The sequence below is a fragment of the Streptomyces sp. NPDC057474 genome, from assembly GCF_042802555.1.
Lineage (GTDB): Bacteria > Actinomycetota > Actinomycetes > Streptomycetales > Streptomycetaceae > Streptomyces.
Genome location: NZ_JBHVDX010000001.1, coordinates 60,956 through 86,129 on the forward strand (window position 1 = coordinate 60,956; position 25,174 = coordinate 86,129).

Consider the following 25,174-nt stretch of genomic DNA (forward strand, 5'->3'; position numbering starts at 1 on the left):
CGATCGGAGTCGAGAGCATGTCCCAACCCCCCACCCGGCGAAGGCTGTTGAGCCTCGCCGCCGGAGCGGCGGCCGCCACCCCGCTCGTACCGGCAACCTCGCTCGCGCACGCCGCCCCGGCCGCACAAGCTGCTGCTGCCCAGGCCCCGTCCGCAACAGCCGCCCAGGCCCCCGCGACCCCACTGCCCCTCCCCTCCACCTGGTCGGTACACCCCTTCCCCCTGGCCCAAGTCACCCTGGGCGACGGTGTGTTCAGGGCCAAGCGCGACCTGATGCTGAACTACGCCCGGTCCTACCCGGCCGACCGCATCCTGGCCGTCTTCCGCGCCAACGCCGGTCTCGACACGCGGGGTGCCCGGCCGCCCGGTGGCTGGGAGACCTCCGACGGCAATCTGCGCGGCCACTACGGCGGCCACTTCCTCACCCTCGTCGCCCAGGCGTACGCGGACACCCGGGAGGCCGCCCTCAAGACCAAGCTGGACCACTTGGTCGGCGCGCTGGGGGAGTGCCAGGCGGCGCTGGCGGAGCGCGGTACGCCGAGACCCAGCCACCCGGGCTTTCTGGCGGCGTACCCGGAGACGCAGTTCATCCTGCTGGAGAGCTACACGACGTACCCCACCATCTGGGCGCCGTACTACACCTGCCACAAGATCATGCGGGGACTCCTCGACGCGCACACCCTGGCCGGGAACGCACAGGCCCTGACCATCGCCTCGAAGATGGGCGACTGGGTGCACAGCAGGCTCGGCGGGCTGCCCAAGGCGCAGTTGGACCGCATGTGGTCCATCTACATCGCCGGTGAGTACGGCGGCATGAACGAGGTGATGGCCGACCTCCACGCCCTCACCGGCAAGGCGGAACACCTCGCCGCCGCCCGCTGCTTCGACAACACCGCGCTCCTTGACGCCTGTGCCCAGGACCGGGACATCCTCGACGGGCGGCACGCCAACCAGCACATCCCGCAGTTCACCGGCTATCTGCGGCTGTTCGACGAGACGGGGGAGGAGCGGTACGCCGAGGCCGCGCGGAACTTCTGGGGCATGGTCGCCGGGCCCCGGACGTACAGCCTGGGCGGCACGGGACAGGGCGAGATGTTCAAGGCCCGAGGAGCCATCGCGGCCACGCTGGACGACAAGAACGCCGAGACCTGTGCGACGTACAACATGCTGAAGCTCAGCCGGCAGTTGTTCTTCCGGGAGCCGGACGCGGCCCGCATGGACTACTACGAGCGGGGTCTGACCAACCACATTCTGGCCTCCCGCCGGGACGCGGCGAGCACGAGCAGCCCGGAGGTCACCTACTTCGTGGGGATGGGCCCGGGAGTCGTGCGCGAGTACGGCAACACCGGCACCTGCTGCGGCGGCACCGGCATGGAGAACCACACCAAGTACCAGGACTCGGTGTACTTCCGGTCCGCCGACGGCAGCGCGCTGTACGTGAACCTGTATCTCGCCTCGACCCTGCGGTGGCCGGAGCGGGGACTCGTCGTGGAACAGACGAGCGCCTATCCGGCCGAGGGTGTCCGCACCCTGACGTTCCGGGAGGGCGGGGGCACGTTCGATCTGAAGCTGCGGGTGCCGTCCTGGGCCACGGGGGGATTCACCGTCACGGTCAACGGGGTCCGGCAACGAATCGAGGCCGTGCCCGGGTCGTACCTCACGCTGAGCCGGAACTGGCGGCGCGGTGACCGGGTCGGGATCTCCGCGCCGTACCGGCTGCGGGTGGAAAGGGCCCTGGACGATCCCACGGTCCAGTCGGTGTTCTGCGGTCCGCTGCTGCTGGTCGCGCAGAGCCCGGAGGCCGGGTTCCGCAGCTTCTCCTTCTACAAGGACTTCACCCTGCGCGGCGATCTCGCGGACGTGATCCGACCCGAGGGCAGGCCGCTGCACTTCACCACGCACGGTCTGACCCTCGCGCCGTTCTTCGTCGGGAACGACGTCGGCTACCACGCCTACTTCAGGCGCTCCGAGCCCGTCGTCGTGTTCGGTACGGCCGGTTCGGGCGTCCCGAACCGGGCCCGGGGCGACGGCCTGACCTTCCTCGACGTGCTCTGGGCGCAGGCGTCCTTCCCGACGTCCGAGGACTTCGTGCGGGCGGTGCGGGCCCTCGCCGACGGGTGGGTGTCCGAGGGCCGGTTCACCGCCGCCGAGCGGGACGCCGTGGTCGCCGCGGCGGTCCGGGCGGGTCTCCGGGGCTGAGCACGCGCGAAGGGTTGACGTGTACGGGGCGAGATGGGTTTATGGGAGCGCTCCCATAACTCTCTGGCACCCCGACCTTTCGATGCCTGAGTTTCTCGGCGCCCACCCCCACCTGGAGTCGCAGTGAGAACTGGAAGAAGCACGCAGCGAAGGAATTTCTTAAGCACTCTTCTGGCCGGACTGGCGGGCCTGATCGGGCTCACACTCCTGGCAGTCCTCGCCCCGGCCGTCGCCCTGGCCCAGTCGGCGCCCGACGTCCAGGCCACCGGCCTGCACATCGGTGACGGCCGGCTGCTGGAGGGCAACGGCAACGATTTCGTGATGCGCGGCGTCAATCACGCCCACACCTGGTACCCGGGTGAGACGCAGTCGCTGGCCGACATCAAGGCGCTGGGCGCCAACACCGTCCGCGTCGTCCTCTCCGACGGGCACCGCTGGACCAGGAACAGCCCCGCCGACGTGGCGAACGTCGTCGCCCAGTGCAAGGCCAACCGGCTCATCTGCGTCCTGGAGGTGCACGACACCACCGGATACGGCGAGGAGGCCGCGGCCGGCACGCTCGACCACGCGGCCGACTACTGGATCGGCCTCAAGGGCGTCCTCGCCGGCGAGGAGAACTACGTCATCGTCAACATCGGCAACGAGCCCTGGGGCAACACCAACCCCGAGGGCTGGACGGCCCCCACCATCGCCGCCGTGCAGAAGCTGCGGGCCGCGGGCTTCGAGCACACGATCATGGTGGACGCGCCCAACTGGGGCCAGGACTGGCAGGGCGTCATGCGCGCCAACGCCCGGTCCGTGTACGACGCCGACACCACCGGCAACCTGATCTTCTCGATCCACATGTACAGCGTCTTCGACACCGCCGCGGAGATCACCGACTACCTGGGCGCCTTCGCGAACGCCGGACTGCCCATCCTCATCGGCGAGTTCGGCGGACCCGCCGACCAGTGGGGCGATCCGGACGAGGACACCATGATGGCCACCGCCGAGCAGCTGGACCTCGGCTACCTCGCCTGGTCCTGGAGCGGCAACACCGACCCGATCCTCGACCTGTCGATCGGCTTCGACCCCACGCAGCTCAGCGCCTGGGGCCAGCGCATCTTCAACGGCGCCGACGGCATCGCGCAGACGGCTGAGGAAGCCACGATCTTCGGCGGCGGCAACCCGGGCGACACCCAGGCGCCGACCACCCCCGGCGCCCCGACCGCCTCCGCGGTGACGGCGGCCTCCGCCACGCTCTCCTGGACCGCCGCCACGGACAACGTCGGCGTCACCGGCTACGACATCGTCCGCGTCAGCGGCTCCGCCGAAACCAAGCTCGCGGCCTCCACCACCAACTCCGTCACCCTGACCGGCCTCACCGCCGACACGGCGTACACCTTCGCCGTCTACGCTCGTGACGCCGCCGGGAACCGGTCGAACCGCTCGGCCACCGTGAACGTCACGACGGACGAGGGCGGCAACACACCCGCCGGGAACTGCTCCGTGGCCTACCGGGCCACCAACGAGTGGCCGGGCGGCTTCCAGGGCGAGATCGTCATCCGCAACACCGGTACCACCGCCGTCAGCGGCTGGACTCTGGCCTTCACCTTCGCAGGCGGTCAGACGATCACCAACATGTGGGGCGGGAGCGCCACGCAGAGCGGTGGCGCGGTGAGCGTGAAGCCCGCCTCCTACACCTCCACCATCCCGGCCGCGGGCTCCGTGACGGTCGGGTTCATCGGCAGCAAGGGCGCAACCAACACCGCACCGACGACGTTCACGCTCAACGGGGCGACCTGCGCGAGCAGTTGACCGCCCTTGCGAAGTGACCGGCGGGGGCCTGCTCGTGGCCCCCGCCGCTCACGTCAGCGTCGTACGAGCTCGATCCGGTACTTCCGGGTCTGTGAACCGTCCTCGCTGGTCACGGTGACGACGGCCGAGGTCCGGCCGGACCCGCCGGACTTGGCGGTCCTGTCCACGGTGACGGTCGCGTACGGGTCGCGCGCCGTCGCCGTGACCTCCGCCCGGCTCGGGTTCTCGGTGGCTATCCGGTAGGTGGTGGTGTCGGGGTCGAAGGACCTGATCGGTTTACCGGCGACCTCGATGGAGGTGGCGGCGGTGTCCGAGGAGGCGCCGGGGGTCTTGGCGAACACCTCGATCTCGCCCATCGTGATGTAGCCGCCCTGACGCGCGGTCATGACCACGCGCACGCCGGTCGCAGGGCCCGCGTCGAGCGGGACGTCGATCACCGGTGTGCCCTCGGTGCCGACCGCGACGGGATCGCCCACGTCGGTCCACGGACCGTTCTCGGTGGCCTGGACCTGCACCTTCAGGCTCTCGGGGAAGGAGACGTTGGTCCCGTCCCGATGGAAGTGGGCGACGACCCGGGTCAGGTCGCGGGCCTTCGGGAGGCTGAAGGCGATGGTGTCGGACGGGTTCTTGGTGCCCGACTTCCAGTTGGACCAGGCCTTCTCGGCGGTGTTGCCGTTGCGCAGCCGCTCGGCGGAGTAACCGCTCTCGGTGAAGGTGGCGCCGACGGAGACGTTCGTGTCGGTCGCGATGTTGGCCTCCGTGGCCTGGGTGACCTGGACACGTACGGTCGCGTCGGCCGTGCTGCCGTCGACGACCTCCGCAGTACCCGGCAGTGTCACGACGCCGGTCTTGTCGAACGCTCCGGTGGGTGCCGCGTCCCAGGTCACCGGGAGGGTGGTCCGGCCGCCGTGCCTGCCGACGCCGACGACCGTCGTCGGCAGCTCCGGCTCGCCGCCCACGTACGTCTTGGCGCGGGCGGGGACGGTCGAGGCGATCGTGTCGACGGTGACGAGGGCCTTCGCGGGGATCCTGCGTCCAAGGGCGTCGGTCGCCTCGCCCGTGACGCGTACGGTCCCGGGCCTGCTCCACTTCCGGTCCGACGGCAGGTCCCACACCACGGGCAGGGAGCCCCGGGCGCCGTCCCGGAACACCGGAGTCACCGTCTCCGGCAGCTTCGGCCGCAGATCCGGGACGGTGAACGCCTCGGCCCGCTCGGTGCGCAGCACGGTCTCGTCGCTCACGGTCCAGCGCTGGTTGGCCGCCGAGGTCGGGGTGTACGTCGACACCTTGGCGCCGTCCGCCGAGGACTGCCCGGTGACATCGACGAGACGGCCGGTGGCGGTGTTCACGAAGGTCCAACTTCCGTCGCCCGTCGTCGACATGACCCACTGCGCGGCTGCGGGGACCTCGTCGGCGGCCGGGTCTTCGAGGACGGCCTGGTTGTCGCGTACGGCGAGCCGCTTGCCGGTGTCGGCGTTGGTGAGGGCGTAGCGCTCGCGGTTGCCGGTGCCGGGGGTCAGCTGCTCCACCGACCACAGCTGCCGGGCGCTCGCGGTGTCGGTCGTGCGGATGACGACGCCGGTGCCGTCCTCCGACGGGGTGAGCGATTTGCCGCTCTGTGTGCCCTGGAGGCGGTAGACGTGGTCGGGCTGGACGAGGGCGGCGTCCTTCGCCGCGCCGCTGACGCCCTCGACCAGGAAGGTGGTGACGGACTTGGCGGGGACGTCGAGGGTGGCCGCGCGGTCGGTCACCCGGACCGGGGTGCCCTCGACGAGGGCGCCGTCGGCGCTCGTCACGACGGGGGTGACGGTGGCGCGGGACGAGACCTTGCCGAAGCGCGAGAGATCGAGGGTGACGGAACGCGCGGTCGTGCCGCCGTTCACGTGGACCACGGTGGCCGCACGGCCCGACTTCTTGACGGCGGCGACGCTGGACGGGTCGTCGACCTTCACGAAGTGGTCGCCGGGGCGGATGTGATGGGTGAAGTTCCGGATGGTGTGGAACTTGGAGTTGGCCCGGATCGGGCAGGTCTCCAGGGTGTCCGAGGCCGTGCAGTTGAACGGGACGTGGATGCTGCCCCAGTTCTTGCCGGCCGCGGCCTGCGGGACGGAGTCCTCGATGGGCTGCCAGAACACCCAGGCGGAGGGCTCCAGTTCACGCATGTCGTCGACCATGCGGGTGGCGATGCCGAGGCCGGGCTCCATGCTGGTGAAGTCGGTGCCGGTGCCCCAGGTGCCCTCGACCTCGCTCATCCAGAGCTTCTTGTCGGCGCCCTTGGCGATGTCACGCGCGCTGGTGCGCATGCCGGTGCCGTAGGTGTGCACGTTGAGCTGGGGGACGGCGGCACGCGCGGAGGTGTCGTACGCGTTCCAGTTCTGGGTGAAGATCGTGGGGTTGGTCTCGTCCATCGCAGAGATCTCGGCGTCGGTCGCCGCTCCCTCGAGCGCCTTGTCGAGCGCGAGGACCACCTTCTGCTGGAGCGCGGGGCCCGCGTGCGCGCCTTCCTGGCGGCCACCGGTGGGCTGGCCGTTCGCGCCGATCTGGGTGCCCCAGTAGTTGGTGTTGGGCTCGTTCAGCGGGGCGATGGTGTCGAAGTCGATACCGTGCCGCTTCTCCATCTCCTCGGTGACCCGCACCAGATAGGTGGCGAACTCGTCGACGCGGTCCGCGCGGATCTGGTCCGTGTTCGCGTCGAAGCCGCCGGAGACATAACCGTTGACGGTCTGGAACCAGGGCGGCGAGTTGCTGAACGCCTCCCACTTGGTGATCTTGTCCTTGACCTGGTCCACCCACCACCGCTGGCCCGGGTCGGCATCCCAGTCCCAGTGGTCCGGGTTGTCCGGGTCCCACCACTCCATGTCCTGCCGGGTGGTGCCCTCGGGGGCCTTCCAGAAGCCGTCCATCGTCGCGCCGGTCTTCATGTAGTCCCTGCGGACGTCCGGGGCGTTGCCGCCGCCGATGTTGTAGCGCGCGATGTTGAGGCCGAGGCCGTCCTCACCGAACAGCATGTCGACGAGCTGTCTTCGGACGGGCTCCGGGTAGTTGCCCGTGGCGTTGGCGAACCAGACGAGGCTCGTGCCCCACCCCTCGAACTCCTGCTGCTGGTACGACGGGTCGATCCGTACGGTGACTCCGCTCTGCGCCACCGGAGCCGGTGTGTCCGCGGCCGTGGGCGGCGCGGCCATCAGGCCCGCGCCGAGCACCAGGGGAACCATGGGCGCCCATGCCCGGACGATGCGATGTCGTGGGGACACGACACTCCCTTCCACTACACGGAGGCGAACGAGATTTCGTTGACATGCCCAAAACATGTGCTTAGCATTCAGGAAACTGAAAGCGCTTTCTAGCCCTTGTGTGTACGGATTCGCACGACCCAGGAACGTCCCCCACTCGTCCCGGGAGGAACCACATGAGGTCGTCCTTGTCACGCGCCGCACGCGGCGTGCCCGCTCTCACGCTCGGCCTGCTGCTCGCCGCGACCGCGCCCGTCGAGGCCGGGACAGCCGCCGGCGCCGAGGCGGCACCCCTTGCTGAGACGTCCCCCACCGGCTTCGCCGCCGTCAACGCGCTCGGACAGAACGGCACCACGGGCGGAGCGGGTGGCGCGACCGTGACCGCCACCACCACCGAGCAGTTCCTGCAGTACATCGACACGGTGGGCCCGCTGGTCATCCGGGTGCAGGGCACCGTCGACATCACCAGCAAGCAGGGCGTCCGCCCCAACAAGACCATCATCGGCGTCGGTTCCTCGGCCGTCATCAACGGCGGCGGCCTGGACTTCTACCGCTCGTACAACGTCATCGTGCGGAACATCAAGTTCACCAACGCCGAGGACGACGCGGTCAACGTCGGCCAGGAGTCCCACCACATCTGGATCGACCACAACGAGTTCGTCGCGCCCCTCGACGGGGCCGTCGACGTCGTGCGCGGCGCCGAGTACGTCACCGTGTCCTGGAACTGGTTCAACAAGACCGACAAGAGCATGCTGCTCGGGCACTCCGACGGCAACGGCAGCCAGGACGCCGGGAAGCTGAAGGTCTCGATCCACCACAACTTCTTCGACGGCTCACGGCAACGGCATCCCCGGGTCCGCTTCGGCGAGCCGGTGCACGTCTACAACAACTACTACAAGGGAAACGCCATCTACGGCGTCGCCTCGACCATGAACGCCGGCGTCGTCGTCGAGGGCAACCACTTCGAGGGCGTCCCCGCCCCCTGCTACTCGGCGAGCGGGTACGACGCCTCCGGGCCGGGCCGGCTGGTCCAGCGGAACAACGTCTTCACCGGGTCCGGTACGTGCGAGACCAACGGCACGGTGACCGAGCCGCGCACCTACTACGCCTACACGCTGGACCCCGCCACGAACGTCCCGGCCCTCGTACGGGCCGGGGCAGGCACAGGAAAGACCGGTAGCTGAACATCCCCCTGTATCCCCCCATATCCCCCCACGAAAAACAGGAGAGACCCCGATGAACTCACCGCGCAAGAAGGTGGTCGTGGCCGCGCTGGCGGCCGCGTTGCTCGCCGGACCCGGTGTCGCGCAGGCCGCACCCCAGGCCGCGCCCGTGCCCCGGGAGCAGGCCGCGGCGGCCACCATCACCTGGACCCTCGTCCGGGCGAGCAACCCGACACAGGACCAGCAGACGGCGTACAACCTCATCACGGCGGCCATGAACGCCGCGGTCGCCCGGTACAACAACCTCAGCGACCTGGGCAAGAACATCACCGTCCGCTACGAGCCTGGCGTCCCCACCGCCGACGGGAACATCAACGGGACCATCCGATTCGGCAACCGCAGCTATATGAACGAGCGGACCGCGCTGCACGAGATCGCGCACACCATAGGCGTGGGCACCAGCTCGGGCTGGTCGCGGCTGGGTGGCAGCGGTACGTGGACCGGTGCGCAGGCCACGGCACTCGTCCGGCAGTACGACGGGGCGAGCGCGAAGATCTCCACCGGTGGCGGCCACTTCTGGCCGTACGGACTGAACTACGACAACGAGTTCTCCGGTACGGCGGCCGACCGGCACGTCCGGATCGTCGCCGCGATGGTGAGCGACGGACTGTAACTCGGGTGGTTGCAGAGGGAGTTGGTGCCTGGTGACAAAGGCGCCGACGGTAGCTGCGTTGTTGTGAGCATGGGGCGGTGGGGACGCTTTCGCGGTCCTACCGTCCCAGCATGAACACGAGTCGCAGCAGGGGAAAGAACCCAAGGGCACTGCGGAGTGCCGCGTCGGCGGTGCTGCTGACCGTCGGGGCGCTCACCGGGGCCGCCCCGGACGCCCGGGGCGAGGACGCGCGGACCGAGACGGCCGTGGCGTCGACGAGTCCGGTCGGCGGGGTGACCGAGACGGTGGTGCGGGTGAGGGCGCCGCTGCCGGCGTCCTTCGGGGCGCGGCCGGCGGCGTGCGACTGGCTGTCGTATCTGCGCTACCGGTCCGCCGACGGGCCGGCGGACTCGGCCGACGCCGACCGGATCCTCGTCGCCCAGCCGGGGATCCTGGAAGGCGCCGGAGCCTTCGACAGCATCGCCCGCAACACCGTGGCACGGGCCGCCGGGCAGGGCCGGCACATCGAGTTCTGGGCCCTGGACCGGCGCTCCAACTGCCTGGAGGACCGCACCGGTGTGGCCTCCGGCGACCAGCACACCGCCGTCGACTACTACTACCGGGACAAGCAGGTCGAGGGCCGTACCTTCGACGGGTTCGTCGGCGACGGCGAGCTGGGCTGGATGGCGAAGCTCGGTATCGAACGGACCGTCCGCGACCAGTACGACCTGCTCACCGCCGAACTGCCCGACCAGCGGGTGCGCAAGGAGAAGGTGCTGTGCGGCGGGCACTCCCTGGGCGGTGTGATCACCGGGTACTTCGCGACCGCCGACTTCGACGGCGACCGGGCCACCACGGCCGACGCCGGACACAACCAGTGCGCCGGCTACTTCGCCCTCGACACCACCGTCTCCACCTCGCTCGCCGACCTGAGCGGCAGCATCCCGGACGACACCAACCTGCCCGACGTGGGCCTCGGTTACGGCGCGGTCCAGGCCGGGCTCGACAGCGGACTGCTGCCACGCACGCTGTCCGCGCCGGTGCTCCTCAACCCGGAGATGATGACGCTGCTGGCCATCGCCGGCGTGGGCGCGTTGCAGGACCCGGGCGGCGAGGCCGATCTGCCGAGCTATCTGCCTCTCAACACCAACATCGAGGTCACCAACCGCTTCCTGTTCTCCGAGGACACCGCCACCTTCCTCACCGGCTCACCGGCGGTGAAGGACTTCCGGCTCACCAACGAGGCGATACTCGGCGCGCTGATGGACGACCACTCCGTACCACTGGCGTTCCTGCAGAGCAGCGTCGGCTTCTTCGACGGCGGGCCGATCGTCGACAAGAGCTTCCCCGTCGCCAACGGGAGCGACGAGCAACCGGCGCTGTTCGGCAGCGAGTACAAGGCCATCCCCGACCGGCCGGGCGGCCCGCTCTACACCTGGCGGAACTACGACCGCGTGGGCGATGCCGACGACCCCGGGTACCGGTCGGCCGACGGGACCCCGTTCACCGCCGCGGGCAAGGAGGTCACCGACATCCAGGAGCTGGCCCGCAGCATGGGCGAGCAGCCGTTGGACTTCACCGAGCAGTACTTCCCGACCAAGCTGGTCACCGACCTCCAACTGGCCGGCTCACCCCAGGTGAAGCGACTCGTCGTCCACCCGGACGGGCTCACCGCCAACCCGACGCTCACCGTGCTCGCGGGCGACGGACTGCTGGCGGGCCGCGTCCCGGCCGACCTGGACCCCGTCGTCGCCGACGGCTACCAGCACCTGGATGTGCTGACCGCCGCGCCCACGCAGAACAACGGCCGTCCCGAGCCCGTCTCCACGAGCCTGACGGAGTTCGCGCGGGACCCCGACTAGCCATCGCCCCCATGGAAGAAGGGCCCGGGAGGATTTCTCCTCCCGGGCCCTTCACCCGTGTGCGGTGGGTGTGCGCCGTGGGCGGGGCGTCAGACCCTGGTCGCGGCGAAGGCCGCCGCCGCGTCGGCGTTCGCGGTGTAGCCGAGGTGGGCGCCCACGTCGCCCCCGCCGTTCTCACAGACGGGATCGCCGGCCGCGCAGAAGTCGATGGTGCGGCTCTGGTAGGTGCCGGTGACGCTCTTGCCGATGGCCCGGATCGGGTTGCCGAACAGCAGCACCGCCGAGACCCTGGGTTCGAGCGCGGCGGGAATGCCGGCCACGATGGGGCTGCCGACCACCGCGCCGGCGCTGCTGATGCCGATGGAGTTGTCGACGACGTTCGCGCCCTGCGAATAGCCGACGAGAATGAAACGCTGGTTCGGGCAGGAAGCGGCCTGGCTCCTGACGTGGTTCACGAGGTCCGTGTTGCCCTGCGCGGCCGAGGTGAGGGAAAGGTCCGCGGGATAGTTCACCTTGTAGCTGGACAGTGATTTGCCCGTGATTTTCTTCTGCAGCGCGGAATACACGGGGTCGCCGACGATGAAGCCGAGCGTGCCCGGCTCGAACGTGCCGCGAGCCGCGACGATGTCGATGTCCGTGCAGGCCGCGGCCGTGGCCGTGGGTGCCGAGACGGTGGCCAGTCCGGCCCCGCCGGCCAGCGAGAGCGCGGCGAGGCATAAGCGGATACGCATGGGGATCCTTTGAGGGTGGGGCGCGAAGTGCGCCTGTGGAAAAGGATGTCCCGAAGGTATTCGCCTTGTCAGGCCGAGTGTTATGGACGGTAATTCAGTAATCGCTTTTCTTTTTGCGCCGAGGTGAGTCTGTTCTGTTCTGGTGAGTCTGTTCTTCTTATGCGGTGAACGTGTCGTCGTCCCGCAATGCCTCGGCGCGCAGGGCGAGGATGAGGTCCAGACGGGTGCCGGGGTCGTGCAGGGCGTCGCCGAAGAGCTTCTCCAGCTGGCGCAGGCGGTAGCGGACCGTCTGCGGGTGGACGTGGAGGCGGGCGGCGACATCGGGCACGTTGCTGCCGCTGAGGAGCCAGGCCAGGAGGGTTTCGGCGAGCCGGCCGCGCGGCCCTTCCGCGACCGCGTCCAGCGGGGCCAGCGCCCGTAACTGGAGCTGGGCGAGCATCGGTTCGTCGCTGTGCAGCAGCAGCGTCGACAGATGGTCGGCGCAGCGCACCACGCCCTGCCGGGGCAGGATGCCGCGCCCCATCAGCCCGAGCGCACGCGTGGCCCAGTGCAGCGAACGTGCCGCTTCGGCGAGCGGGACCGTCGGGCCGATCGCGGCGGGCCGGCCACGCAGCGCGAGTGTGAACGCCCGGCCTCCGAAGCGGCCGGAACCGTCCGGATCGGGCACCAGCATCCGCGGCGGCCGGGACTCCATGTCCACCAGCGCCCCCGCCGCCGCCAACGGCCGGTCCGCCTCCCGCTGGTCCGGGGTCGCCGCCAAGGCGACCACCGCGACCTGCCTCGGCACCGACCACCGGGCGCCGTGCGCCAGGTCCTGCACCGCCTCCGGGGCCACCGGTCCCTCGCCCAGCAGCAGATCGAGCAGCCGCCTGCGCCGCCGCTCCAACTCGTCCGTACTGCGCAGCTGCGCCTCCGCGTATCCGGCGGCGGCCGCCTCGGCCACCTCGTGCACGGTCCGGAACGCGAGTTCGCCCAGCGCGGCCACGACCGAGGAGTCCAGGCCCAGTTCCTCCGCCGTACGGCCCATCAGCCGCCAGGCGTGCAGACCTCCGACCCGTAGCGCCGACTGCAACGCGTCCAGAGCGCGGCCCTCCAGGGCCTCGCCGCGCCCGAGTTCGTAGTACGTCGCGGTGATCGCGGCCCCGTGGCCGCGCGGATCGGCGATGTGGTCGACGAACAGGGTCAGCGCCTGCACGACCCCCGATCTGAGGTGCGCGCGATACGCCCCGTCCGCCGGCCGGGCGTACTCCGGGACCTGTCTGCGCACCTCCTCCTCCACCTCGTCGGCGACGGCCTCCAACCGGTCGCGCAGAAGTTTGGCGAGTTCGGGCGGCACAGGGGCAGCGCCGGGACCGTCCGGTACGCCGTGCGGCGGGGTGGGGGCAGCCACGGCGGACCCTCCTTTCACCCGGAAGCGGCTCACCCGCGGGCTGGTGCCCGTGGGGCGAGGGGCAAGTCCTGGGTTGGACGGACGTCCCCTGCGCTCCGTTCCGTGCCCCGACGGCACCGGCCTCACGCCGCCACCCCCAGCGCACCGGCGAGCATCGGCCACGACGTGCCGAACTCCCGCTTCCAGTAGGCCCAGCTGTGCCCTCCTCCCGCGTAGAAGTGGGTGGTCACCGGGACCCGCAGCAGCGAAAGCGTGTCCGTGAACGCGTGGGCGGACGGCCACAGCGCGCTCTCCAGCGCCTCGGGGAGCCAGTCGCCGATGCCGCCGACCACTCCGCTGCCGCTCGACACGTACAGGGCGGTGCCGCGCAGCCCCGCCGCGCGGGAACGCGGGTTGAAGTCCCGCCAGGTGAGCAGGTTCAGGATCGGGTTGCCCCACAGCGACAGGGGCGACAGGTTCTCGCGGGCCACGATGGCGTCCATCAGGCTCGGCACCCCGGGTGCCGTCGTGTCGAGGATGCCGCTGTACGAGGCCGCCGCCGCGAACGTCGCCGGGTGACGTGCCGCGTGCGCCATCGCTCCGTAGCCGCCGGTCGAGACCCCGGCGACGGCTCGGACCCCGGACGCCCGGTAGTCACGGGCGAGCAGCGCCGGGACCTCGGCGATCTGGAAGGTCTCGTAGTCGGGGCCGTCCCGCCAGGCGGTGGGGATGCCGGTCGGCCCCGCGTCCGGCATCGCCACGATCAGCTCCCGGCCCGCCGTGAACGCCTCGATGTCCGTCTCCCGGGTCCATGACGTGTAGTCGTCGTGGGCGCCGTGGAGGAGATACAGCACGGGGTACGTCCGGGCGGGCTGCGTGTCGAAGGAGGACGGGAGGATCAGTCGGACCGGGGCGTTCCGCCCCAGGGCGGCGGAGGGGAGGGAGACGTCGAGGGTGCGGGGGCCGAGGCGGGTGACGGATTGAGCGGCGGGGGTGGTGGCTGCGGCGGCTGGCTGACTGGTGCCGGTGCCGGTGCCGGTGCTGCGGCTGGTGGTGGTCTGGGCGGTGGGCGTCCGGCGGGTGGCTGCCCTGGCGGTGCCGGTGGCCGTGGTGCCGAAGAGGGCGGCCAGGCCGGTGGCGGCGGCCGCCCTGGAGACGGAGCGTCGGGACATTGCGGTGGTGCGTTCGGTGCGTTCGGTGTGGTCGGGCATGGCGGCTCTCCTCGGATCGGGTTCAGCGGGTGTCCCTGGCGAGCTCCCACCGCAGATGGGCGGCGATCTCGTCCACATGCGGCGGGTCGAGCAGCGACAGGTGGTGACCCGTGACCCGGACGACGGTCAGGCGCGGGCACACCTCGTCCCAGCCGAGCGTCTCGTCGTCCCGCTCGTACGCGGGGTCGCGCACGGTGTGCGGGGCGGGCTCGGTGGCCCGGTACAGCACCACCCGCCCGTCGTGCCGGCCCGGTTGGTGGGCCTCACCCGTCCGCAGGTCCAGATAGGAGGACCGCTGGTGAGCGAGGGCTGCCTGCGGCACGTCGGCGGCCTCCCGCAGGGCCCGCAGCACGGTGTCGACGCGCTCGCCGTCGTCCTCCGTCGCGGCCAACTCGTCGTAAGGCAGCGTCAGTTCGACCCCGTACGTGTCGGCTATGTGGCGGGCGAAGCCGGTGAAGTGGGCGTGGATCCGCTCGGCCGGTGTGCCCCCGGGGTGGGGGAGCGGCCGTACGGAATCGATGAGCACCACCAGCCGCACGTCCCGCCCGGCGGCCGTCAGCTGCCGCGCCGCCTCCTGCGCGACGAAGCCGCCGAACGACCAACCGCCCAGCAGGCAGGGCCCGTCGGGGTACACGGCGGCCACCGCTTCGGCGTAGCGACGCGCCTTCTCGTCGACCGTACGGGCCTCTTCGACCCGCTCCAGCCCATACACCGGCCGCTCCCCGCCGAGCCGTTCCACGAGGGCCCGGTAGACGTCGGTGGTGCCGCCGGCGGCGTGGACGAGAAAGAGAGGGGGATGGGGGCCGGAGGTGTGGAAGGGCCGGAGGAAGGAGTGGGAGCCGGTGTTGTGGAGGGGCTGGGGCGGGTGGTGCGTGTCGGAGGTGTGGAGGGGCCGGGGCAGGAAGTCCTCGCGCGGCGTCGTCTCGGTCGGCGATGACGAGTCCTCGCCGGCTGCGTGTGGGAGCTGCGGCAGGGGCTCCTTGCCGACCGCTCGGGGGGCGGCGTGTGGCGGGGTGTCCTCGTCCGAGGCCCGTGGCGCTCGCGATGGCGAGTCTCCGGCTGTTGCCTTCGCGGCCGGCGCGAGTGGGATGCCGCCGGACGGAGCCGGTCTCATTGCCTGCGCCGGGGCGGCTTCGGCCGATGTCGCCTGCGTCGGCGCCGCCTGCTGGACACCCCCGGCCGGCATCGCCTCGACCGTCAGCGCTCGCTGGATGCGGGCGGCCGTGTCCTCGACCGTGGCGGCGCCCAGCAGGTCGCGCAGGGGGAGTTCGATGTCGAACTCGCGTTCCAGGGCGGCGCGGATGCGGACGGCCATCAGGGAGTCCAGGCCCAGCTCGGCGAAGGCGGTGGCCGGGGTGATGCGGGTCGGCGAGTGTCCTGTGACGGCGGCGATGTGGTGGCAGAGGCGGGTGGAGACGGAGGCGTCCTCCGCCGAACGCCACCCTTCTGGCGTACGACTGCTCTCCCGCCCATGCCACCCGTCCAACTCCCGGGTGCCGTCCAGCCCAGGGCCTCCTTCCGCAGCATGGCCTCCGGCCGCCGTACGGTCCGCCTCCGGCATGTGCCGTCCGGACACCATGCGGCCCCCTGCCGTCCCGTGGCCCCCGCCCGGTTCGCGGCCCCCCTCGACCTCCGCATGTGCCTGCCCCGTCCCCGCAACCCTCGCCCGGCCATCCGTCCACCAGTGCCGCACATGCCGCCAGCGCGGCCCGGGCAGGTCGATGACGCGGCCCCGCGGCGGCGGAAGCCGCAACCCGGCGGTGTGCAGGGTGCCCACCTGGGTGAGGAAGTCGGCGGCAGTGTCGGCGTCGCGGTGGAGGGTGCCGAGGGCGAGGGTGCCGGGGGCGGTCTCCGTGAGGGCTCGGGTCAGGACCGGGTGGGGTGAGAGCTCGACGAACGCGGTGTGGCCGTCGGCAGCGGCAGCGGCGACGGCCCGGTCGAGGCGCACGGGCCGCCGCAGGTTGGCGGCCCAGTGCGCCGCGTCGAACACACAGTCGCCGCGCGGGTCGTCCAGGACGGTGGAGTAGACGGGGACTCGGGGGTGTCCGCCCCGGATGTCGGCCAGCTCGGCCGTCAACTCTGCCAGGAGCGGCTCCACTTGGGGGGAGTGCCCGGCCCCGGCCACCCGCATCGCACGCGCGGCCCGCCCCTCCCCCTCCAGCCGGCGCACCAGACCGGCCACCGCCTCCTCCTCCCCGGTGACCACCTTCTGGCCGGGTGAGGAGTGCACGGCGACATGCACGCCTGGGAAGTCCCGTTCCAGAGTGACGAGTTCGTCGTCGTCGAGGTCCACCACCGCCATCGCCCCGCCTCGCAGCCCACTGAGCAGCCGGGCTCGCACGGCCACCACACGGGCCGCGTCCGACACTTCCAGCGCGCCCGCGCACACCGCGGCGGCCACCTCGCCCAGGGAGTGGCCGATGACGGCGACGGGCTCGACCCCGTGCGCGCGCCACAGCTCGGCGAGCGCCAGCTGAAAGCCGAGGAGGACGGGTTGGGCGACCTCCAGGCGGTCGAGGTCGCCGCCGGTGGCCAGGTGGTCGTACAGGGAGAGCCCGCACTCGGGGGCCAGTTGCGCGTCCAGCTTCTCCACGGCCGCGGCGAAGACGGGTTCCTCGGCGAGCAGTCGGCGTCCCATGCCGGACCACTGGCTGCCGTACCCGGAGAAGACCCAGACCGGGCCGCGCCCGACGAGATCCCGGTCGCCCACCATGACCCGCGCGTGGGGTCGACCTCCTGCCAACGCGTCCAGTGCGTCCATGAGTTCGGCACGGTCGTCGGCGACGATCGCGGCGCGCACGGACCCCCGCCCCGCCCGCCCGGCCAGCGTGCGCGCCACGTCGGCGGGGTGCGCGGCGCTGCCCTCGCGTGTGCCGAGCCAGTCAGCCAGCCGGGCGGCGGTGTCGCGGACGCGGACGGTGTCGGTGTCGGAGAGGAGATGGAGACGCACGGGGGGTTCCTCGGCCGGGGGCGGGAGCAGGGCGCCGGGCCGCCATTCCTCCAGTACCGCGTGGGCGTTGGTGCCGCCGAACCCGAACCCGGAGACTCCGGCGGTGGCCGTACCGCCGTACCGGGGCCACGGTTCGGCCTCCGTCACGACCCGCAGTCGTACGTCGTCCTCCAGGGTGCTGCCCTCGCCGCAGTGCAGCGAGGGCGGAATCAGGTCGTGGTGGAGTGCGAGCACCGTCTTCACCAGGCCGGCGATGCCCGCGGCGGACTCCAGGTGGCCCAGGTTGCCCTTGACGGAGCCGAGTAGCAGCGGCTGGTCGGGGTCGCGGCCCGTACCGAGCACGGCGCCGAGCGCGCCCGCCTCGATCGGGTCGCCGATCGGGGTGCCGGTGCCGTGCGCCTCGACGTGGTCGATGTGCGCGGGGGAGAGACCGGCACGCGCGTAGGCGGTGGTCAGCAGGGCCTGCTGGGCGGCCGGGTTGGGGGCCAGGAGGCCGTTGGAGCGGCCGTCGGAGTTGACGGCGGTGGCGCGGACGACGGCGAGGACGCGGTCGCCGTCGCGTTCGGCGTCGGACAGCCGCTTCAGCAGCACGGCCGCACAGCCCTCGCCCCGGCCGATGCCGTCGGCCGCCGCGGAGAACGGCTTGCACCGGCCGTCCGGCGCGAGGGCGCCCGCCCGCCGGAAGGCGACGGTGACGGTCGGGGAGAGCAGCAGATTGACCCCGGCGGCGATCGCGAGGTCGCTCTCGCCCGTGCGCAGGCTGACGCACGCGTGGTGCACGGCCACCAGGGACGACGAACACGCGGTGTCGACGGCCATGCTCGGCCCGCGCGTGTCCAGGACGTACGCCAGCCGGCCCGCCGCCACGCTCAGCGCCCCGCCGGCCGGCGCCCAGGGATCGACGGCGGCCGGGTCGGCGCCGGTGAGCTGGCCGTACTCGGGCGCGGAGATCCCGACGTAGACACCGGTGGCGCTGCCCGCGAGGGACGCGGCCGGGACGGCGGCATGGTCGAGGGCCTCGTGGACGACCTCCAGGAGGATCCGCTGCTGCGGGTCCATCACGGCGGCCTCGCGCGGGGTGATACGGAAGAAGTCCGCGTCGAACCCGGCGATGTCGTCCAGGTAGCCGCCGTACGGAAGGGCGTCGGCGGGTGGGTACGCCGTGAAGTCCCGCCACCGGTCCTGCGGGACCCGCCGGATCGTGTCGACGCCCTCGCGGAGCAACCGCCAGTAGTCCGCCGGGCCGTGCACATCACCGGGCAGCCGACAGCCGACCCCGACGACCGCGACCGGCTCACCGGGCGACGTGGGCGCCCTCGGAGGCGGGGCCGCCACCGGGGCGATGTCCGCCGCCGTACCGCACAGGCGCGCCACCAGCGCATCCCCGGTGGACGCCTCCCACAACAGCGTCGCAGGCAGCTCGCGACCCGTCGCCCGGGACAACTCCCCGGCCAGCACGACCGCGTCCCGCGAGGACATTCCGAGATCCGCGAACGGCCGGTCCATCGGCACGTCCTCGACGGCCGTACCGCTCCAGACGGCCACCTGCTCGGCGATCACCCGCCGCAGCGCGCCTTCCTCACGGCCTGCGACCGGCCGCCGCAACGCGCCTTTCTCGCCATCGGCGACCGGCCCCCGCAGGTCGCCCTCGTCGTCCCCCACAACCCTCATCCCACGACCCCCACCGCATAGGCACCCGCCACATAGCGCTCACGGGTCAGCGCGCGCGAGACCTTCCCGCTGGACGTACGGGGCACCGTGCCCGGCGGGACGAGGACGACGTCGGAGAGCCGCAGCCCGTGCCGGGCGGAGACGGCCGCGCGTACGGTTCGCACGAGGGCCGGTACGTCGATGTCGGCGAGAGGCACGGTCCGTACGTGTTCCACGACGACGACCACCCGCTCCCCGGAGCCGCCCGGCACAGCGAACGCGGCGAGCCGGTCCCGCCGTACGGCCGGGTGCGCGTCCTGGACCGTGGCCTCCACGTCCTGCGGGTAGTGGTTGCGCCCGTCGACGACGATGAGGTCCTTCAGCCGCCCGGTGACGAGCAACTGCCCGTCCAGGACCGTCCCCAGGTCGCCGGTCCGCAGCCACTCGCCCGGCCCGGCCGTGGCATCGTCGAGTACGGCGCCGAAGACGCGCCGGGTCTGCCGGGCCTGGTTCCGGTAGCCCCGCCCCACATTGGGGCCCTGCACCCAGATCTCGCCGACCTCTCCCTCGGCCAGGGCGGCCCGCGAGACCGGGTCGGCGATCCGTACCCGCTGCCCCGCCGGTGCGCCGCAGCCGGCCAGCAGTACGGCCCTCGGGTCGTCGGGCCGCGCGGGCAGGGCCTTCCCGGCGGCCAGGGCGTCGCGGTCGAGCGCGAACCCGCGGGGCGGCTCCCCGGGGCGGGCGGCGCTGACGAAGACGGTCGCCTCGGCCAGCCCGTACGACGGACAGTGTGTCTCCGGGACGAGGCCCTGCGCGGCGAACGCGGCGTGGAAACGGTCGGCCGTGCCGGGGCGGACCGGCTCGCTGCCGTTGATCAGGGCGGCGACGCCGTCCAGCCGGAGCCCGGTCTTCTGCGCCTCGGTGACCGTCGAAGCGCAGTAGTCGTAGGCGAAGTTGGGCGCCGCGCTCAGCGCACGCGGGTGCGCGGCCAGCAGCCGCAGCCAGCGCACGGGCTCGTGCAGGAACGCCACGGGATCCATGAGCACCGACAGCAGCCCCCGCACCACCGGCGCCGCGACACTCAGCACGAGCCCCATGTCGTGGTAGAGCGGCAGCCAGCCCACACAGGTCACCGGATGCGCGTCGGCGCGGTAGGCGGCCAGCGCCTGGCGGGCGTTGGCGACGACATTGGCATGGGTGATCTCCACGCCCGCCGGGGTGCGGGTCGAGCCGGAGGTGTACTGGAGATAGGCGACGGCGGCGTCGTCGGGCGTGGGCGGCCGCCCGTCGTCGGCGGCGGCATCCGGCACCTCGTCCACGGCGACGACCTTCACCGCCCGGCCCTCGCACAACTCCCGTACCTCGGCGAGGGCGTGGCCCGTCGTCACGACGACCGCCGGGCCCGCGTTGTTCAGGACCGCCGACAGCCGGTCGCCCTGACCGGGCAGGCCGGGCGGAAACAGCGGTACGGCGATCAGTCCCGCGGCGAGCGCCCCGAGGAAGGCGGTGACGTACTCCGTCCCCTGCGGGCACAGCACCGCGACCCGCTCCCCGGGCTCGGCCTCCGCCGCGAGCCGGGCGGCCACGGCCCGCATCCGCAGGTCCAGCCTGCGCCAGGTCAGGGTGCGGTGGACGCCCCGCGAGTGCGGCGCGGGATGGTCGACAAAGGTGAACGCCCGGCGGTCGGGGGTGGTCTCGGCCCAGTGCCGCACATACTCCGGCAGACTGCGGAACGTGGGCGCGAGCGGGGGGCGGCGGCTGTCCATCGGGCATGGCTCCTCACAGCGCGGGGACGGCTTGCGGTCAGAGCGGTGACACAACTCGGCGGGCTCAGCGGGATTCAGCGGGCACAGGTGGCTCAGCGTGCTCAGAGCGGGATGTTGCCGTGGCGGCGTTCCGGCATCGGGGCCCGCTTGCCGCGCAGGGCGCGCAGGGCGCGGCAGATGTGGGAGCGGGTGTCGCGCGGAGCGATGACGGCGTCGATGTAGCCGCGCTCGGCGGCGAGATACGGGGTGCCGTACGTGCTCTCGTACGCGGTGACGAGACTGGCGCGCAGCGCTTCGGGGTCGGCCGCGGCGGCGAGTTCGCGGCGGTGCAGGACCCCCACCGCGCCCTCGGCGCCCATGACGGCGATCCGGGCGGTGGGCCAGGCGAGATTGATGTCGGCGCCCAGGTGCTTGGAGCCCATCACCGCGTATCCGCCGCCGTACGCCTTGCGCACCACCACCGTGACCTTGGGGACGGTGGCCTCGGCGTACGCGTACAGGAGTTTCGCGCCGCGCCGGATGATGCCGGCCTGCTCCTGACGGACGCCGGAGAGATAGCCGGGGACGTCGGCGAAGGTCAGCAGCGGGACGCCGAACGCGTCGCAGAACCGCACGAACCGTGCGGCCTTCTCGGAGGCGTCGATGTCGAGGACCCCGGCGGCGTGCAGCGGCTGGTTGGCGACGACGCCGACGGAGGCGCCCTCGACGAGCGCGAACGCGCAGATGATGTTCGGCGCGAACAGCTCCTGCACCTCCAGGAGTTCACCGTCGTCGACGACCGCGCGCAGGATGTCCCGCATGTCGTAGGCCTGCCCGAGCCGGTCCGGCACCACCGCGTCGAGAGCCGGCCCGGCGGGAGCGGCCCCGGGCGCGTACTGCGGGGGTCGCTCCAGGTTGTTGGCGGGCAGGTACGACAGCAGGTCACGCACGGTGTCGAGGGCGTCCACCTCGTCGGCGGCGAGGAAGTGGGCGTTGCCGTTGACCGTGTTGCTGGTGCGGGCGCCGCCCAGTTCCTCGGCGCTGGTGCGCTCACCGGTGACCGTCTCGATGACGTCGGGCCCGGTGACGAACATGTGCGAGGCGCCGTCCACCATCACGGTGAAGTCGGTGATGGCGGGCGAGTACGCGGCCCCGCCGGCGCAGGGGCCCAGGACGACCGAGATCTGCGGGATCACGCCGGACGCCTGCACATTGCGGCGCACCAGCTCGGCGTAGAGGGCGAGCGAGGTGACGCCCTCCTGGATGCGGGCGCCGCCGCCGTCGTTGAGCCCGATGACCGGACAGCCCGTCTTCAGGGCGAGGTCCATCAGCGCGATGGTCTTCTCGCCGAAGGCCTCGCCCATGCTGCCGCCGAACACCGTGGCGTCCTGGGCGAAGACACAGACGGGCCGGCCGTCGATCGTGCCGTGCCCGGTGACCACCCCGTCGCCGTACGGGCGCCGGGCGGCGTCCCCGGTGGGGCGGGCCCGCACGAACAGGCCCGTCTCGGTGAACGAGCCCGCGTCCAGCAGCAGATCGATCCGCTCCCGGGCTCCGTACTCCCCACGTCTCCTCGGCCCGCCCGGGGCGACGGCCCGCGCCCGGCGGCCCGTCAGCTCGGCGATGCGGTCGGCGGTCCGGTCGACAGTTCGTTCAGTGATCGGGTCGGGGACACGGCTGGTCGCCCTCTCCGCCACCTGCCGCGCCCGGGATGTCGTCACCTCTAGCGTCACAGCCACCTCCGAAGTGGCTTTCGAATATGGCAGTGCCAGAGGGGTGGGCCGGGTCAATCACCGTTCTGTTTGCGGGAGATGAGTCCTGCGGGGCTCGGGTTCGTCCGTGGGTGACAAGGGTCCGGGTGCGACCGGGGTGTTCCGGACGTGTGGCCGTAATCGCGCTTCACTTGAGCTTTCAATGAAGCCGGGATCTCGGCGCCCGAGCACGCCCCACCGTCCTCGAAAGGCATCGACAGGCGCAGCCGACTCGCCCTCCTCGCCGCCGTCACGGCCCTCCTGACCACGGCCACGGCCACGGCGGCGTACGCCAGTGTCCAACCCGGCGTCACCTACTCGGCGAAGGCACCTTCTACGGCGCGACCGGCGTCGGGAGCCGTCTCTACGACGCCACCAGCGACATCGCCATCGCGGCCCTCAACCACACCGACTACGAGAACGCCCGCATGTGCGGCGCCTTCACCCGCGTCAAGGGCCCCCGAGGCGAGCTGACGGTGAAGATCGTCGGCCGCTGCCCGGAGCGCGCCCCCGGCGACGTGGACCTCGGCCGGCAGACCTTCGCCCGTATCGCCGACCCCGTGGCCGGCCGGGTGCCGATCACCTGGACCCTGGTGAGCCCGGACATCAGCGGACCGGTCGCCCACCGCTACAAGGAAGGGTCCACGCAGTGGTGGTGCGCAATCCAGGTCCGCAACCCCGTCGCCACCCTGCAGGTCCGCACCGGCTCGACCTGGCGCCGACTGCCGCGTCAGGAATAGAACTACTTCGTCTCGGCGGACGGAACCGGCTGCGGCTCCGACATCCGCGTCACCGACATCCACGACCAGACGCTCACCGACACCGGCATCACCATCAGGCCGAACACCGACCAGTCGGCCGCGCCCAGTTCACCAAGCGCTGATGCGTGGGAAGGGTGTGGGCATGGACATCGACGCACTGCGCCGGGACACGCCGGGCACCGCCAACCGAGTGCACCTCAACAACGCCGGAGCGGCTCTGCTCTCCCGCCGGACCCTGGACGCCGTCACCTCCCACCTGGAACTGGAAGCGGCCATCGGCGGCTACGAGGCGGCCGGGCAGGAGCGGGACCGGATCGACGCGACCTACACGAACCTCGCCCGGCTGGTCGGCGGACGGCCCGACGAGATCGCGCTGTCCGACAACTCCACCCACGCCTGGAACGCCGCGTTCTACGCGCTGACCTTCAAGCCGGGCGACCGCATCCTCACCGGCCGGGCCGAGTACGGCAGCAACGTCCTCGCCTACCTACAGGTCGCCCGGCGCACCGGCGCGGAGATCGTGGTCGTCCCCGACGACGCGTCCGGACAGCTCGACACCGCCGCCCTCGCCGACCTGATCGACGAGCGCACCCGACTGGTCGGAATCAGCCACATCCCCACCAGCGGCGGACTGGTCAACCCGGCGGCCGAGATCGGCCGGATCACCCGCGCCGCCGGTGTCCCGTTCCTCCTCGACGCCACCCAGTCCGTCGGCCAGTTCCCGGTGGACGTCGAGGCCCTCGGCTGCGACATGCTCACCGCCACCGGCCGCAAGTTCCTGCGCGGCCCGCGCGGCACGGGCTTCCTCTGGGTGCGCTCCGAGGCGCTGGCGTACCTGGACCCGTACGTCACCGAGATCCGGGCGGCCGCCTGGGACGGCGGACGCGGCTTCACCTGGCGGCCCGGCGCCCGGCGCTTCGAGACCTGGGAGGTGAGCTACGCCAATGTCCTGGGCCTCGACGCGGCCGTACGCCAGGCCCTCGACCTGGGCCTGGACCGCATCGGTGAACGAGCCGTCGCGCTGGGCGCGTACCTTCGCGACCGGCTCGACGCCCTCCCCGGCGTCACCACCCACGACCTCGGCGAGCACCGCTGCGCCATCGTGACCGCCAAGGTCGACGGCCTGCCCGCCCCCGAGGTCGCCGCCGCCCTCGCCCGGCAGCGGATCAACGTCTCCACCACCGTCCCCGAACACACCCAGTTCGACACCGAACACCGGGGCGTCCACCCCCTGGTCCGGCTCTCCCCGCACTACTACAACACCGAAGCCGAACTCGACCGCACCGTCGAAGCCATGGCCGACATCGCGCACTCCGCACGCTGAGACCGCCACCCGGCACCCGTCCTTCAGCCCCGCCGCTCCGCGAGGAACTCCCGGGCGCCGCGCAGCCGGGTGCGCAGGCGTCGTTGGGTCACACGGCTGTCCAGCCGGACGTCGAGCGCTCCCCGGAGGGAGGTGCCGGCCCGTCGCCCGGCGGGCAGCCGCGACGCGTCAAGGCCGTCGCGGCGGGCGATGAGGACGCCCAGTTCGTGCCGGGTGAGGTAGTCCGGCCCCGCGATGTGCCGCACGCCGCCTTCCTCGGCAGCGGCCAGTTCCAGCAGCGCGGCGGCCAGGTCGGCCACCTGCACCGGGCAGCGCACGACGTCGGTGAACAGCACGCCGTCCCGGGTGCCGGCCACCAGGTCGTGCACATGCCGTTCGTGCCCGGACGGGGTGTGCCCGTCCCCGATGATCAGCGAGGTCCGTGCCACGACCGCGTGCGGTGCCAGCAGCCGGACACCGGTCTCCGCCGCGGCCTTCGCCGCACCGTACGGCGTGACGGGATCGGGCAGACAGGTCTCGTCGTAGTGGACCCGATCGCCCGTTATCTGCGGTCCTGATCTGGCCCTTGTTGTGTGAGGCACATGGGCTCATCAGTCCGTGTGACTGTGGGATATCTGCTGGTTGTGAGGCACGTGGTGACGGTCAGTCATGGGTGTCATGAAGTTCCGTGCTGCATGCGCCGAGTCCCCAGTCGACGGGCGCCCGTTGTGGGTCGTGGTCGATGGGTCGTACCGGCTTCACCATGAGTCCTGTTTGTTCCTGGCTTCGTTGCGGGAC

General features: G+C 71.8%; 13 protein-coding genes and 2 pseudogenes. 7 read left to right on the forward strand and 8 right to left on the reverse strand.

The features are described 5' to 3' along the window. Positions 1 to 17 precede the first annotated feature (17 nt). Both ACFU53_RS00305 and ACFU53_RS00310 read left to right on the forward strand, forming a co-directional pair. The gene (locus tag ACFU53_RS00305) at positions 18 to 2,198 is read left to right on the forward strand and encodes a glycoside hydrolase family 127 protein (RefSeq protein WP_383984028.1); all 2,181 of its coding nucleotides are present in this window, start codon (positions 18 to 20) and stop codon (positions 2,196 to 2,198) included. 123 nt (positions 2,199 to 2,321) lie between these two features. Further along, positions 2,322 to 3,995, forward strand: a complete 1,674-nt coding sequence (locus ACFU53_RS00310; RefSeq protein ID WP_383984031.1) for a cellulase family glycosylhydrolase — start codon at positions 2,322 to 2,324, stop codon at positions 3,993 to 3,995. 53 nt (positions 3,996 to 4,048) lie between these two features. Here the strand turns inward: ACFU53_RS00310 and ACFU53_RS00315 are convergent, their stop codons facing one another. Beyond that, entirely contained in the window at positions 4,049 to 7,210 is a 3,162-nt protein-coding gene (locus ACFU53_RS00315) for a glycoside hydrolase (protein WP_383984211.1), read from the reverse strand. Positions 7,211 to 7,404: 194 nt separating this feature from the next. On the opposite strand from ACFU53_RS00315, the gene ACFU53_RS00320 reads away from it, so the two are divergent. From ACFU53_RS00320 to ACFU53_RS00330, 3 genes are all read left to right on the forward strand, one after another. Continuing rightward, positions 7,405 to 8,412 (forward strand): polysaccharide lyase family 1 protein, encoded by a 1,008-nt coding sequence (locus ACFU53_RS00320; protein ID WP_383984034.1) that lies wholly within the window; start codon positions 7,405 to 7,407, stop codon positions 8,410 to 8,412. A 52-nt stretch (positions 8,413 to 8,464) separates the two neighbouring features. Next, positions 8,465 to 9,064 carry a hypothetical protein gene (locus ACFU53_RS00325; RefSeq protein WP_383984036.1) on the forward strand — a complete coding sequence of 200 codons (600 nt, stop codon included), beginning with the start codon at positions 8,465 to 8,467 and terminating at the stop codon, positions 9,062 to 9,064. Positions 9,065 to 9,174: 110 nt separating this feature from the next. Continuing rightward, positions 9,175 to 10,905: a hypothetical protein gene (locus ACFU53_RS00330; protein WP_383984039.1), complete on the forward strand. Its 1,731-nt coding sequence runs from the start codon at positions 9,175 to 9,177 to the stop codon at positions 10,903 to 10,905. Positions 10,906 to 10,994: 89 nt separating this feature from the next. Here the strand turns inward: ACFU53_RS00330 and ACFU53_RS00335 are convergent, their stop codons facing one another. The 6 genes from ACFU53_RS00335 to ACFU53_RS00360 all read right to left on the reverse strand — a co-directional run bounded on the left by ACFU53_RS00335 (position 10,995) and on the right by ACFU53_RS00360 (position 22,258). Beyond that, positions 10,995 to 11,636 carry a cutinase family protein gene (locus ACFU53_RS00335; protein WP_383984042.1) on the reverse strand — a complete coding sequence of 214 codons (642 nt, stop codon included), beginning with the start codon at positions 11,634 to 11,636 and terminating at the stop codon, positions 10,995 to 10,997. A 157-nt stretch (positions 11,637 to 11,793) separates the two neighbouring features. Next, complete coding sequence (locus ACFU53_RS00340; RefSeq protein ID WP_383984045.1) at positions 11,794 to 13,026, reverse strand: PucR family transcriptional regulator; 1,233 nt, start codon at positions 13,024 to 13,026, stop codon at positions 11,794 to 11,796. 122 nt (positions 13,027 to 13,148) lie between these two features. Beyond that, the gene (locus ACFU53_RS00345) at positions 13,149 to 14,216 is read right to left on the reverse strand and encodes an alpha/beta hydrolase (protein WP_383984048.1); all 1,068 of its coding nucleotides are present in this window, start codon (positions 14,214 to 14,216) and stop codon (positions 13,149 to 13,151) included. Positions 14,217 to 14,238: 22 nt separating this feature from the next. Next, positions 14,239 to 18,837, reverse strand: coding sequence for a beta-ketoacyl synthase N-terminal-like domain-containing protein (locus tag ACFU53_RS00350; protein ID WP_383984051.1), 4,599 nt, complete (start codon positions 18,835 to 18,837; stop codon positions 14,239 to 14,241). Next, positions 18,834 to 20,582, reverse strand: coding sequence for a fatty acyl-AMP ligase (locus tag ACFU53_RS00355; RefSeq protein ID WP_383984054.1), 1,749 nt, complete (start codon positions 20,580 to 20,582; stop codon positions 18,834 to 18,836). The genes ACFU53_RS00350 and ACFU53_RS00355 overlap by 4 nt, the downstream gene beginning before the upstream one ends. A 101-nt stretch (positions 20,583 to 20,683) precedes the next feature. Continuing rightward, positions 20,684 to 22,258, reverse strand: a complete 1,575-nt coding sequence (locus ACFU53_RS00360) for an acyl-CoA carboxylase subunit beta (protein WP_383984214.1) — start codon at positions 22,256 to 22,258, stop codon at positions 20,684 to 20,686. A gap of 434 nt (positions 22,259 to 22,692) precedes the next feature. Between ACFU53_RS00360 and ACFU53_RS00365 the strand changes: the two are divergent. Together ACFU53_RS00365 and ACFU53_RS00370 are read left to right on the forward strand one after the other, a co-directional pair. Beyond that, a pseudogene (locus ACFU53_RS00365) lies at positions 22,693 to 23,052 on the forward strand (expansin EXLX1 family cellulose-binding protein); the annotation flags it as partial. A gap of 163 nt (positions 23,053 to 23,215) precedes the next feature. Beyond that, positions 23,216 to 24,397 carry an aminotransferase class V-fold PLP-dependent enzyme gene (locus ACFU53_RS00370; RefSeq protein ID WP_383984057.1) on the forward strand — a complete coding sequence of 394 codons (1,182 nt, stop codon included), beginning with the start codon at positions 23,216 to 23,218 and terminating at the stop codon, positions 24,395 to 24,397. Positions 24,398 to 24,420: 23 nt separating this feature from the next. On the opposite strand, the pseudogene ACFU53_RS00375 reads toward ACFU53_RS00370, so the two are convergent. After that, positions 24,421 to 24,939: pseudogene (locus tag ACFU53_RS00375) on the reverse strand (sugar nucleotide-binding protein); the annotation flags it as partial. Positions 24,940 to 25,174 lie beyond the last annotated feature (235 nt).

Bases quoted from the DNA above. Each gene is read 5' to 3' on its own strand.
- ACFU53_RS00345 (WP_383984048.1), bottom strand. From the start codon at position 14,216: ATGCCCGACCACACCGAACGCACCGAACGCACCACCGCAATGTCCCGA.
- ACFU53_RS00335 (WP_383984042.1), bottom strand. From the start codon at position 11,636: ATGCGTATCCGCTTATGCCTCGCCGCGCTCTCGCTGGCCGGCGGGGCC.
- ACFU53_RS00350 (WP_383984051.1), bottom strand. From the start codon at position 18,837: ATGAGGGTTGTGGGGGACGACGAGGGCGACCTGCGGGGGCCGGTCGCC.
- ACFU53_RS00315 (WP_383984211.1), bottom strand. From the start codon at position 7,210: ATGGTTCCCCTGGTGCTCGGCGCGGGCCTGATGGCCGCGCCGCCCACG.
- ACFU53_RS00320 (WP_383984034.1), top strand. From the start codon at position 7,405: ATGAGGTCGTCCTTGTCACGCGCCGCACGCGGCGTGCCCGCTCTCACG.
- ACFU53_RS00330 (WP_383984039.1), top strand. From the start codon at position 9,175: ATGAACACGAGTCGCAGCAGGGGAAAGAACCCAAGGGCACTGCGGAGT.
- ACFU53_RS00355 (WP_383984054.1), bottom strand. From the start codon at position 20,582: ATGGACAGCCGCCGCCCCCCGCTCGCGCCCACGTTCCGCAGTCTGCCG.
- ACFU53_RS00370 (WP_383984057.1), top strand. From the start codon at position 23,216: ATGGACATCGACGCACTGCGCCGGGACACGCCGGGCACCGCCAACCGA.
- ACFU53_RS00325 (WP_383984036.1), top strand. From the start codon at position 8,465: ATGAACTCACCGCGCAAGAAGGTGGTCGTGGCCGCGCTGGCGGCCGCG.
- ACFU53_RS00305 (WP_383984028.1), top strand. From the start codon at position 18: ATGTCCCAACCCCCCACCCGGCGAAGGCTGTTGAGCCTCGCCGCCGGA.